This window comes from Geotalea toluenoxydans JCM 15764, assembly GCF_001311985.1.
GTDB classification, from domain to species: Bacteria; Desulfobacterota; Desulfuromonadia; order Geobacterales; family Geobacteraceae; genus Geotalea; species Geotalea toluenoxydans.
The window spans coordinates 41,580-53,843 of the sequence record NZ_BBCJ01000032.1; the positions used below are offsets into that span (position 1 = coordinate 41,580).

Below are 12,264 nucleotides of genomic sequence, written 5' to 3' on the forward strand. Positions count from 1 at the left end.
AATGACATCTTGCTTATGTTCTTACAGTGGCAGAAATCACTTTTAATCTTTTCCAGCACGATTTATAACATACGAGAACAAAATCAGTTACAGGATTAACAGAGATGCACGAAAATAGATCAGCAACAATAGTTATTGGATTGGTTGCAATCGCAGTGTACGCAATCACTCTTTTCAATGGTTTTGCCTGGGACGATGTTCTGGTTATTGTCAAAAACCCGATTTTGACCGGCAGTACCCTTACTCCATTCAGCAGCATCGACACTGCCAGGGAAACTGACCACACCCCTTATTACCGCCCCCTTACCCTTCTTTCATTTCTCTTTGAATATCGTTTGCACGGCTTCAACCCAACGTTGATGCACCTGGCTAATCTTATTCTGCACATCTTGAATGCCATCCTCTCATATTTCCTCGCCAGGAGCATCACTGCCGGTCACCGGGCAGCACTTATTACCGCCCTTCTTTTTGCCGTCCATCCAATCAATACCGAAGGTGTGGCATTCCTTTCAGGCGGGCGCAATACGCTCCTTGCGACCTTTTTTGCAATGTCAGCCTACCTGCTGCACGCAAAGTCAATTGCCACCCACCACCGGTGGTCTGCGCCCATCGCATCTGTACTGTTGCTGGCGGCCCTTCTCTCCAAAGAGACTGCCATCGCTATCATACCGTTCATCTTCGCCATCGAAGTACGATCTCAGGAAGTCGACGGGCCGAATGGGTGGGGCCGAGCAGCGCGCAGGCTCGCATTGTACATCTTGCCGCTCTTTGTTTATTTCTTGTTGCGAAGCCACGCCTTGGCCAATGCCGGACCTTCAATGCCCATTTCACCTGGTCTTTTCTCCCGGCTGACCGATAATATTTACATTATCCCCCGCTACCTACTGACCATACTGTGGCCACCAGCAGCAAGCATGAACTATATCATCCCTGACGATCTGCACACCCTTGCCCTCCCACTTGCTGCAGGCTGGATAGCCATCATCGCCGCCGGGGCCTGGCTCTTTACCCGCGGCAGTAAAACAATGCGGTTTGGAATGGCATGGCTCGTGATCTTCTGGCTGCCAACCAGCGGCATCATACCTTTCCCCAGCGCCCACATGGCTGATCGTTACATTTATCTTGCAGGCTTCGGATTGTGGCTGGTTCTTGGGGAACTGTCTGCTAAGATTCTGTCTGCCGATAACAGGGCCGCCCGATATGGATTGGCTACAGTAGCGTCAATACTGGTGCTGCTTGCAATATGCACCATCATGCGCAACAGGGTATGGGAAAATGACATAACCCTGTTCTCGGACTATGTGGAAAAGCATCCGGAGGAGGCCTTCGGCCACCACAATCTCGGGACAGCATTTCTCGATCTGGCAAAAGATCCGGAACGTGCAGACCGTGAATTTGCAATCACCTTGGCTCTCAATCCCACTTTTCCCCTTCTTCACACACAAATGGGATACATACGATTGTTACAAGGCAAGTATGATGAAGCACTGCTCCATTACGATGAAGCACTGATACAGAACCCAGAGGATGCTGAAGCTTTGCTGAACCGGGGAGCTGCACTGGAAAAATTAGGCAGATACAGAGAAGCAGCTGCTGACTTTACTCGTTTTCTGAAAACCCCCAACAGGGAATTGGATAAAGCTAGACCAGGAATACAGTCAAAATTGGTTGAACTTGGACAGCACACCCAATAAATTGTTAAATGACCTGCCCTGCAGGTTGTTTGCATTACAAGTTCTCGTGTTTCCACCAAAACTGTTGACCCATCTTGACTCCATATGCAACTGATTTGCCATCTGGCGCAAAATTAACACGCCACACCGCTTCATAATGGGGGTGCTCCTTCACCGTTTGGGCTTTAGTATCGCCAACAACAACAAATCGCTCCCCGCGATTCCGAGCCCTGTAAACCACACGACTGCCATCTGGAGAGAAACGTGGTTCAACTGCCATATCAAATGATGGGCCTTCCTTACCATTTACCGCCACAGCGTATTTTTCTCCTTTTTTGACAACATACGCATAATTGCCGCCGTCAGGACTGAATACCGGCGCATTGATCTCTGCGTAATCTGAGCCGACCCGTCTGCCATCAAGGTAAGCACGCACAGAGTTCTTGACCATTGCTGTATAAATTACCTGACCCTGCTTAGAAACAGCAATATCGAAAGCACTATCATAATGTGGCACCCGTGTTTCCGCACCATTTTTGACCAGAAGATCTTGCTCACCCTGTGTGGCAAGGAAAGCCAGATACCCACCCCCCTCAGAAATTTCAAAGGACTGAATTTTGTCGTACCAGTTGCTTTCGGTTTCTTTTAACCCGGATTCCTGAAGGTTTACGGTAATTACTCCCTGCTTCTTCCCTTTTGTAGCAATATAGGAGAGATGGAAGCCCGATAAGTCTGTCCTTATTGGAGAAAGCGCGTCATATGCGTTCCCAGTCCAACAATCGTCCAAATCCGAGTTACAAATGACAAGGTTGCTTTTCTGCGATCCTGAATGACGTGCAATGTAGGAAATTCTTTTACCATCCGATGTCACAACCGGCGGCTCATGATCCCATCAAAACTTTCAGAGACTTTTTTATCTGAGACGACCTGCCATTTACCACTCGCCATTGCTTCATAGACTATTCGTCCGCCAGGGGCAAAAATAATCTTGCCGATACTGTCATAGGCGGTTCCTTCTTCTTTGTTAACAACAACATGCTCCTTACCATTATTAACCGCGATATAAGCATAACTGGTACCGCTTTCTGAGAACAAGAGGTCCCGTATGGAGTCGTAGAAAGCTCCTGATTCTGACCCCGCATAGATCGTTTGCTTGTTATCTTTTGCTACCGTTATAACAACACCCTGCCCCAGCGGGCTAAAAGAGGCATCACCAACCGCACAATCTTTCGGAACATCGGCTAGTTTGACAGAGTCCCTTACAAACCCAACCTTCTGTTGATTCCTGGAACCATGATCACAGGCGGCAAGACAGACAGACAAAAATAAAAAAATGAGTAAACAGCAGATGTTTTTCATGGCGCTCCCATTCCCTCAGTAAATAAACCTTGAGATTTCAGTAAAAATTGCATGCTGCCCGACAGATTTTCTTTTTAGAATGACGCTGTCTCCCTTGTCACCGTCAAGAACCAGGTTCCCTTGCACCAAGATTTGGCCATCGCCACTCAGAGCCTCAAAAGAGGTACCTACCACAGTAACAACAAGTCCGGGTGACGGCCGAAGTTCAATAGGAAAATCAGTTTCATTTGGGTCGGGAGTTTTGAAAATCCTTGAGATTGACTGTGCGCCCTTTTTACTGGTCAGTCGAATAATGCCTGCATGTTTCAAACTGTCCAGGAAAAGGTGTTCTTGCCCGGTAACGTCAACCACCGCGGATAGTGTTGATCGGTATTTTTCCAGAGATCCTGGTGCAGTTATAACCGGCGGAGGATCGATATATATCCCATTTCCAACATATATCTCACCAACGGGTACACCGTTCCCTAATACCATGGGTCTCACATTGTCACCTACGGAACTGTTAAATACCTCATTTTTAACCACTATGGAACAAGATTGCATCCCAATATTGATATATGAACAACGGTCACCGACAACAGTATAATCACTGCAGACCCCGATTCTAATATGGTGAGAATTGTCACCTATGGTGATGTTGCCATTGACGTTGCCGATATCGATAATATCCGAATTGTCCCCTATGGTGATGCTGTTACATCCAGAGCCGATGGATATATCGTCACTGACAGCACTTTTACCAGTACCCACAACGATGTTACTTAGTTGGGAACCGTTGGCTCTACCCACATGCACGCGATTAGTAAAGGAAGGATCAGGTGAGTTGTTGAAAGGGTATAAATCAACATACCCTTTAGAAAAGTCGGAAATTTCAGTGAATTTTCCTGTGGTGGAGTTACGCCCACGACGGTATTTGATAGCTCTCCAGTCTTCAAATGACCAGATGTCTTTGCGGGTGTCCCGCCTGTATAAGATCCTCCCTTTATCAAAAGCAGGATCGGGTAAAGTATTTACAAGCTCGTACTCTATGACGTCTTGCGGGTAGCTTTCGGAGAAAGCAATGGGTTCAAGTGCATGTGGCGACATGGCAGTAACTACCAGGACCTCTTGCATGCCTGTATTGATCTCGCTTGTAAGCGGTATCGTGTGCCTGGTTCTGAAGTCGGTAATACGGAATTTCTGCCCGACGGGCAATTGCCCGCTGACGGCAAGGGACCTGAGAGTCGCATAAACAGTGCTGGCTGGATAAGTTGAGATCTTACCGCCTGCAATCGCTGCCACGTCACTGTCTCGCCTTGCAATGTCTGAACAATAGCCACATGAGAACGGTACAACAGAAAGCTAACCATCAAGATAGTTACATATGCCAAGGGATTCCTGAAATTAACATCGTCCATGCTGAGTTCTCTTCACACATCGAAATTCGATTAGGTTAGTGACTGATATTCTTAACCAGATGGAAATTACGCAAAAAAAGGCCCCGCCCTTGCGGGCGGGGCCTTTGCTTACCGACTGGCTAGTCAGGTCTAGTAGACACCACCAACAGTATAGGTCTTCAGACCTTGATTACAGTTGGTACCTGTCATATTACAGTTTGCAGAGTAGGTAGTACCGCCGATCTGCTTCGGAGAGTGGTCGGAAAGCTTCGTCGTGTTCCTGATAAATGCATAAGGACGAGCATTGACCGTGGCCGGCGTACCGGTGGAGGTGCCTGCCCACCGAACAGATTTTGTACCGGTAGTAGCAGCACGTTTACACCATGAACATCCATAGCACGCACCGGCCTGACGACCGCGGTATCGTAGTTGCTTGCATGGCAACAGTTGCAAGCATAGCGGAAGTAATTTGTCATACCGCCGTTGGCGCTGGAGGTAAACGCGGAACCGCTGGCATGGTTCGCTGCCGTATTAGTGTCGTACCGGTGTGGCAGACGATACAGAGTTTGACGCCATTGGTGGCGCTTAGTGTTGTGCCGGAGGTGGTGGCCGTGCCACGGATGGTCTGAGCGCCGCCATGGGCGACAACGGTGCGCAGTGTCAAACCGCCGATTGGGGTTGTACTGGTCTGATTATGACAGTCGAAACAGTTCATAATAACACTGTTAGCAATGGTTCCTGCAGTTCGGGTGAAGTTGTTATATGGGGCAGCCAAACGGTTAGTGGTTGGATAGCCCGCCTTTCTCGGCCCGAGAACGGGATGGAACGACGAGTTAGCGGTGGCAAATTGCGCCTTAACGTCAACCAGCTTGTGTGCCGGTAGGACCGGTAGCACCATTGGCGGCAGTGTAGTTGGTGCCGAGCAGGATACCGCCGAAAGGCATGTACTGTGTTCCGGTACCGCCGTTATTGGAACGGGCTGTGGTGTTAGTGGCACCGTTGTTGTCATGACACTTCAGACAGAACTTCTGGGTAACGACATTGGCGATAGTTTCATTAACGGTGGTAGTTCTGGAACCAGCCGCATAGGATGTGGAGAAACGCTGGAAGGTAAATGCACCACCTGCAATGTTGGTGATCGGTGCTTCACCCTGTACATCCGGGTCACGCAGGTCAATGTTGCCGTCCGCGTGATATTTAGAAGTCTTCTGAGACGTATAGTTGCCCTCCAGATGACACACAATACAATCAGCATCTGCAACTGCTGTACGACCTGTTTTCTTGTGCCCGTAAGTCTTGCCGAATTCGGCCGTCACAGCAGCAAGTTGCTTCCCTGGCCGGCCTTTAGTACGGGTGATGGCCGCTGCATGGCAATCGGTACACTTAAGCGTATTAAGCCCCCAAGTGGTAGTGATGTGACAGGCCGCGGTACAGGTGGAATAACCTGAGTTTGCAGGATGCTTGACTACGTTGGTAGGGTAACCCTGATTCGTAACGTCGATATCCGTATCACCGTGGGCTGCACCACCGCTGGTACCGGAAACTGCCCCTGTATGGCACTCGTCACAAACATAACGGCCATAATTCATATGGGCAGAGTGACTTCCGGTATTGGGACCGCTTTGTGTTGAAGGGGTAGAATAGGCGACAAAGGCACCGACTCCATTATGGCAGGCTCCGCAACCGGCACCAGTACTACCCCAGACAGGTGTTGTGCCAGCACCAGAGCTGTAGGGGCTCCCGTGACAAGTGGTGGTACAGTTATAGTTACTGTAGCCATTATCGGCTGGGTGTTTGGTAACATTCGGCTGGTAGTTCACATTCACTATGTCGATATTGCCGTCAGTATGACCGTCAACAACGGATGGGGAGCTGGTTGCCGTGGTTCCTGGTGCATGGCAATTGGTACAGGCAAAGGCACCATGTTTGGCATGACTGCCGGTAGCAGGGCCGGTTGCGCCGATGGAGACGCTGTGGCAGGCAGAGCAGCCATTTCCTGTCGACCCCCAGGCAGGAGTGGGAGTTGATCCAGTGGGGCTGTATACGTTCCCATGGCAACTGGCATTTGAACAGCTGTTTGCAGCGAACCCAAGAGCAGAATCCAAGTTGACGACAGCGAGATTTGCACCTCTGTTTCCCTTGCCATGGTCGGCATTACCGCCGGTACCGCCAATATTGTGGCAGGTGGTACAGACAGTGGCAGCAGTATGAACAGGATGGCTACCCGTTATGTCTGGATAGACAGTGCCGTTCGGCTCGCCATTGCCGCCAGCCGCACCGTGACAGCTGCCACAAGCTATATTGGCAGTTAAAGGATCGCCCTTGGTGTGACAGGCACGGCAGTCAGGCGGCGTGCTTGCAGTTGGATAGGTTGCACCAGGGTCGCTGTTGTTATGACAGCCTATGCCGCTGGAACAATCCGTGTGGCCTGCGCTGGTGGCATAGAGAGGTACATTGTGTCCATTCCCCTTGAAGCCTTTGCTGTGGGGATGACATTTAATACATTCAGCCCGGTTGTAGTGGTCATTCGAGGTCACCGATTTACCAACCGTCTTTACTGAAGAACTGTATTGGTGGAAATTTGTCTGGTGGTGGCAGACTTCGCAGATATTGGTCGAACGGGTCAGAGTCGACCGCTGATCGTTACCTAAGAGATCCATAGCCGCTGTAACGGTGGATGTCATTCTGGTAAAGGTCACATTCCTGGTGCCGGTGGGTGTAGCTATCTGCTGGGCAACCTGTTTCACGTTTGTAGTGCCGAGGTGTGGCACCAGGTACAGTCTTTACCGGCGCCCCAGTTACCGTAGCCTTTTGCGTTGGTCGGGTCGAGGTTGGCAGCACTGTGCATCAGGGGATTGACATAGGCGATGGTTGCAAATGAACCTGTCACTATACCATTAGCGGGGGTACGACCGTCAGGGTCAGTAAAGGTAGCTTGGAAGTAGTAGGTGGTGGACTCGGTAAGGTTTGTCAGATTGGCAATGTAAGAACTGCCGGATCGTGCCGTCGTGGCAGTATTAGGGTAAGCAGTTGTGGTTCCCCATTTGATAACACAGGTATTATCGCCATCGTCGTCACCGGTGAAAGGTGCTGTCACGGTGATAGTCTTCGACGTTATATTAGAAGAGGTCAGTGCACCGGCAGTCGTACTATTTACAGCTGCTGCACGCGTAACGACCAACGAATAGGTTTTTGTCGTTGTGCCGTCCTGGGCGGTTACCACCGTCGTTATGGTATTCGAGCCGACGGCTAGAGCAATAGAACCGGATGCAGTGCCACTGGCTACCGTGGTGCCATTAACTTTAACAGTGGCGGTCGGATCTTCAACAGTGGGTGTCACAGTGGTTGAAGTAACGGGGTTTGATACCGATGCAGTATAGGATATGGTTCCACTGGCAAAAGTCGGATTCAAAGCAGCAGCAGACAGAGAAAGGTTGCTCAGATTAGCGTTGGTCGATGCGGCAGCTGCACGATTGACTATGACTGTGTAAGTCTTGGTCGTGGTGCCGTCTTGGGCGGTGACCTGCACAGTTATAGTATTATCACCAACAGCAAGAGCGATGGGGCCTGATGCTGTGCCGCTGTTGACAGCTATACCATTAACCGTCGTGCTAGCAGTTGTATCTGCTTCGGTCGGAGTAACAGTTATCGAAGTAACGGAGTTGGCAACCGAGGCAGTATAGCTGGTCGTGCCACTGGCAAAGACAGGTGTTAATGTTCCACTGGATAATACCAAATTGCTCAAATTTGCGTTGGACGATAAAGGAGCAACTGTTGTGTAACTTCGACTTGAAGTCGTTGCCATTGTATTTCCGGCAACATCACTGACACCACCAATCGTATAATTGTAGGTGGTTCCGTTGGCTTGTCCTGAGATGGGATAAGTAGCGGTATTGGTCGGAGCAGTACAGGTTGGGGTACCGATGGTGGCCCCGGCCATGGTGATATCGGCTGAACCAACGGTGGCGCAGTTAATATTTTCATTCCAGGTCACAACCAGACTGGTGTTAGGTGTTACACCTGTGGCGCCGTTTGCCGGTGTGGTCGAGGAAACGGTCGGGGGGGTGCTATCGGCAGCAGTCTCATCGACGATAACAACCCCTCCCGCGCCACCGGAAACAGCAGCTGTACTACCATAATATACGCGTGCGTCTGTACTTGAACCAGACACATAGATAACGCGAATCCCTAGTTTGGCACCTGCAGGAACCGTTGCTGATTGGCCTGACAGACTCACCGTATAATCAGCGCTGGCCCCAGAAGTTAATGTTTGGGTGGCTACTGACCCCGTAAAATTTGTTTTGGTGCCGTTTGCTGCAACATAAAAAAGCTGAAATCCAACCGTATATCCACCGGAGCCGTCCCTTAACCTTCCAAAATATGACGTCCCTGTTACCGTTGTTGCCGATGCATATGCGGTGTTGTAGATTGACTCCAACATGGTGGCGCCAGCCGTATAGGTACCAGTTGTTCTATTTGAAGTAGTAACAGCCGTTGTCGCATTCAAAATATTAATATCAGGAGTCGGAGTAGCGGATGTTGGATTCGTTGTGCTCACCGTATTTGTTACGACTCCTGTAGCAATTGTTGTCCCGGAACTATCATCTATGTAGAATGTTTTAGCAGCAGCAGTTGCGGTATTCGGCCTATACCACCCTTCATACATGAACACCGACAGAGTCAAGGTAAACACCAGCGTCAGCGCCACCTTTGCCCATAAGTTCAACCTCTGATTTTCTTAGCGATAACCTTACCCATAATCTCTACCCCTTAGTCCAGTAGTAATCAAAATGTATTAAAAGAAGCCTTTTTCATCAGCGCTTGCCTTTAAATAATAAAATTCTAGGAGCTAATGAATGCAAAAACAGTACCCATAATACGGACAGCAACCCTCCCATTAAAGCAAAAGCACCAAGCAAGGTCTGAAAACGGCTGGTATAAAACAGCAAATTTTCCTGGCTAGCCCAGGTTTTACGTGGACATTTTTTTAACATGAATATGCGACCCTGAGTAAATTCAGCAAGTTACCCCAACGCCGTATCCACCCCCTCTCTTTCAATTTTGCCGGCAGAGCAAGATCCATTACGTTGTAAAACGGACGCCGACAGTCATTTGACCATTGATGCAATAGCCAGGAACCAAAGTCGAAATCGCCCGGAACCTTATATACATTATTAGCAATTGTCAAGACACATGCCTTACTGATCTTTTGCGCCGCAGTTCAAAAAGCATAACCCCCGAGCCCAAAATTGTTGTTTAGCGTTGTTTAGTCTGTTAGATTACCTCCATATTCATTTTGATTGGAGACCACCATATGGTCCACGGAATCTTCAGCAGGCATTATTTATTTATGCTATTCATCCTGCTAATACTTGCGATGTCTTCGATGGCAGGCTGCCGGGAGCGAAGCAAGAGGCCGATGATGCGTATCGGTTATATGAATTGCAATAACGAGCAGGAGACAATGGCACGTTTTCAGCCGCTTACCAGTTATCTCTCGGAAAAGCTCAATGTTGATTTCGTGGCCGTTCCGGTCGATACACACGACTTTGAAAAGCGGTTTCGCGATGGCGAATTTGCCTTCACCCATACGAACTCCCTACTTTATATTATTCTCCGTGAGAACTACCAACTGCAAATTATTGCCTCCGACAAGCGCGGCAATTTCGGCTCCCGTACCGGTGGCGCCATTATCGCCCGCAAAGGGAGCGGCATAAACAAGCTGTCCGACATCCGCGGCAAAAGGATGGTCTTTGGGCCGATGCTGGCACCAACCGGCTACCTTGCCGAGTACGACCTGATGCTGCGGTCAGGCATCGACCGGAGGAAGATCTCGCCTTTTACGCCATCCCTTCAGGTTCGTACAAGCATGAAAAACTGGTTTACGGGGTGCTTTTCGGGCAGTATGACGTTGGTGCTGCCCCTCTGCTGGATCTTGAGGTTATGGCACGGGAAGGAAAAATATCACCCGATGATTTTGTCATTCTTGGCCAGACTCCCCTCATCCCGTACTGCACTTTCGGAGCAGCAACCAAGACCGATCCTGAGCTTGTCGCAAAGTTCCGCCAGGCGCTACTCGAACTGAAACCGACCGATACCGTGGAAATCAACGGCGAGCAGGTCAAGGTGCTGAAGGCTGCCTGGGCCGATGGATATGAGCAGCTGCTTGACAAGGACTATGACACGATTCGCGACATGGCCCGCCGTGTGAATATGCCCCCCTATCAAAAATACTGAGGCTCGTGTGTTTAAAGACCGATTCGATAAGTTGCTCTGGCTGTTACTGTTCATGGTATTTGCGGCCCTGGCCATGCTGATTGGCAGACATACCTCATCCGGTAAAACAAACGCCCCAGCCGTCGCCACCTCGAAAGCAATGGAAAGGGAGATGGCTTTCCAGGCACGAGTCACCCTGCTGCAAAAACTATATGCTCCCGTGGAGGAACTGCGCCTGCGTGGTGACATGCAGGGAGCCCTCCTGCGACTGGATGAGCTCAATCGTTCCTACCCGGGTGAAGCCCACGGTTATATATTGAAAGGGCAGATCCTCCATCAGGCAGGAGCAATAGAAGAAGCCGTTTCCAGTTATGTCCGGGGCATAAAATTAAGCGGCGACTACATTGACCGTAAAAATCCCCTGTCAAGACGCGATGATGTAAAACGTCTTGTCGATGAAGGACAGCAGATAACCAGGAGAGCCAGGGCTAACCCGGACAACATTTCCCTGGCCGCTGCAGTTAAAAATATCAATTACCTTAGAAGCCGCCTTGCAGGGGGATGTGAGTAAGAATGAATCTGAAAGACCGGCATTTCTGGATCATTGTTGTTACCGGTGCTTTAATGGGGACTTTCGGAGTGCTGCTCTCCGTCTGGGGTAATCCCGAAAACTCCGGCATCTGTGTTTCATGCTTTATGGAGAATAGTGTGGGAGCATTGGGTTTTCACGATAACTCACGCATGCAGTACCTGCGTCCTGAACTGGTCGGTTTTGTCCTTGGCGCCATGGTGAGCGCCGCCGCTTTCAGGGAGTTTCGTGCCCATGGGGCAACAATCCGCTGCCCCGGTTGTTTGCCGGGATATTCCTGATAATCGGTTGCGCCGTCTTTATAGGCTGCCCTATCAAGCTGTTTCTCCGTTTGACAGCCGGGGATTTCACCGCTTTGGCGGGAGTTGCCGGCCTGGTTGCAGGTGTCTGGATCGGTCTCAAGGGATTGGCCAATGGTGTAGAATTGGGGAGTTCCGGAAAGCAAACCGGCAGCAGCGGTCTGCTTATCCCTGCTTTTTTTTGCATCTTGCTGCTGTTCATGATATTCCCGCCGGCATTCATCCTTTCTTCAGGCACAGGAAGCGCAGCACAATATGCACCAATGGCCGTTTCCCTTGGCGTCGGTCTGTTGCTAGGAGCCTTTGCCCAGCGAAGCAGATTCTGCATCACCGGTAGCGTCCGCGACGCTATTCTAATGGGTTTCAGGTCCCATATGCCATGGGGATTCCTGACCTTCGTTGCTGCAGGAACTATCACCAGCATCAGCTCCGGCAGATTTCATCCCGGTATGTTCGGACAACCGGGAGCCCACCTGGACCATCTATGGAGTTTTCTCGGAATGCTCCTGGCAGGCTGGATATCGATGCTGATCGGCGGCTGCCCGTTCCGACAGCTGATAAAATCAGGTGAAGGGGACGCAGATGCGGGTCTGGTGGTCGTTGGAATGCTTATCGGCGGTGCGTCGTACAATCATGGACACTGGCAGGAACCGCCGCCGGTGTTCCTTTTTACGGCAAAGTGGCAGTTCTCGCCGGCTTCATATTTATTCTGCTGACATCATTGCTGAATCGCCAGCGTCAATCCTAGGAGT

General features: G+C 50.1%; 11 protein-coding genes and 1 pseudogene. 6 read left to right on the top strand and 6 right to left on the bottom strand.

The features are described 5' to 3' along the window. Positions 1-104 precede the first annotated feature (104 nt). On the top strand, positions 105-1,694 hold the full coding sequence (locus JCM15764_RS17630; protein ID WP_243689332.1) for a tetratricopeptide repeat protein: 1,590 nt from the start codon (positions 105-107) through the stop codon (positions 1,692-1,694). Between the two features lie 34 nt (positions 1,695-1,728). On the opposite strand, the gene JCM15764_RS17635 is transcribed toward JCM15764_RS17630, so the two are convergent. The 6 genes from JCM15764_RS17635 to JCM15764_RS24895 form a co-directional block, all read right to left on the bottom strand. Continuing rightward, a complete protein-coding gene (locus JCM15764_RS17635; RefSeq protein WP_243689333.1) occupies positions 1,729-2,544 on the bottom strand; it encodes a TolB family protein in 816 nt (271 codons plus the stop codon). After that, positions 2,541-3,032, bottom strand: a complete 492-nt coding sequence (locus tag JCM15764_RS17640) for a hypothetical protein (RefSeq protein WP_054698081.1) — start codon at positions 3,030-3,032, stop codon at positions 2,541-2,543. Before JCM15764_RS17640 ends, JCM15764_RS17635 begins: the two co-directional genes overlap by 4 nt. Before the next feature lie 15 nt (positions 3,033-3,047). Next, positions 3,048-4,313: a hypothetical protein gene (locus tag JCM15764_RS17645; RefSeq protein WP_054698083.1), complete on the bottom strand. Its 1,266-nt coding sequence runs from the start codon at positions 4,311-4,313 to the stop codon at positions 3,048-3,050. A 567-nt stretch (positions 4,314-4,880) separates the two neighbouring features. Continuing rightward, positions 4,881-5,123, bottom strand: coding sequence for a hypothetical protein (locus JCM15764_RS24890; RefSeq protein ID WP_243689334.1), 243 nt, complete (start codon positions 5,121-5,123; stop codon positions 4,881-4,883). Between the two features lie 145 nt (positions 5,124-5,268). Further along, positions 5,269-7,155: a CxxxxCH/CxxCH domain c-type cytochrome gene (locus JCM15764_RS17650; RefSeq protein WP_054698087.1), complete on the bottom strand. Its 1,887-nt coding sequence runs from the start codon at positions 7,153-7,155 to the stop codon at positions 5,269-5,271. Then, on the bottom strand, positions 7,152-9,116 hold the full coding sequence (locus tag JCM15764_RS24895) for a cadherin-like beta sandwich domain-containing protein (protein WP_243689335.1): 1,965 nt from the start codon (positions 9,114-9,116) through the stop codon (positions 7,152-7,154). The genes JCM15764_RS17650 and JCM15764_RS24895 overlap by 4 nt, the downstream gene beginning before the upstream one ends. A gap of 756 nt (positions 9,117-9,872) precedes the next feature. Here JCM15764_RS24895 and JCM15764_RS27185 point away from each other — a divergent pair. The 5 genes and pseudogenes from JCM15764_RS27185 to yedE all read left to right on the top strand — a co-directional run. Then, positions 9,873-10,190, top strand: a pseudogene (locus JCM15764_RS27185) (PhnD/SsuA/transferrin family substrate-binding protein); the annotation flags it as partial. 107 nt (positions 10,191-10,297) lie between these two features. Continuing rightward, positions 10,298-10,645 (top strand): phosphate/phosphite/phosphonate ABC transporter substrate-binding protein, encoded by a 348-nt coding sequence (locus JCM15764_RS27190; RefSeq protein WP_279384532.1) that lies wholly within the window; start codon positions 10,298-10,300, stop codon positions 10,643-10,645. Between the two features lie 7 nt (positions 10,646-10,652). Further along, the gene (locus tag JCM15764_RS17665) at positions 10,653-11,195 is read left to right on the top strand and encodes a tetratricopeptide repeat protein (RefSeq protein WP_054698093.1); all 543 of its coding nucleotides are present in this window, start codon (positions 10,653-10,655) and stop codon (positions 11,193-11,195) included. A 2-nt stretch (positions 11,196-11,197) separates the two neighbouring features. After that, positions 11,198-11,494 (top strand): YeeE/YedE family protein, encoded by a 297-nt coding sequence (locus JCM15764_RS24900; RefSeq protein ID WP_243689336.1) that lies wholly within the window; start codon positions 11,198-11,200, stop codon positions 11,492-11,494. After that, positions 11,473-12,228 carry a YedE family putative selenium transporter gene (yedE, locus tag JCM15764_RS17670; RefSeq protein ID WP_243689337.1) on the top strand — a complete coding sequence of 252 codons (756 nt, stop codon included), beginning with the start codon at positions 11,473-11,475 and terminating at the stop codon, positions 12,226-12,228. The genes JCM15764_RS24900 and yedE overlap by 22 nt, the downstream gene beginning before the upstream one ends. Positions 12,229-12,264 lie beyond the last annotated feature (36 nt).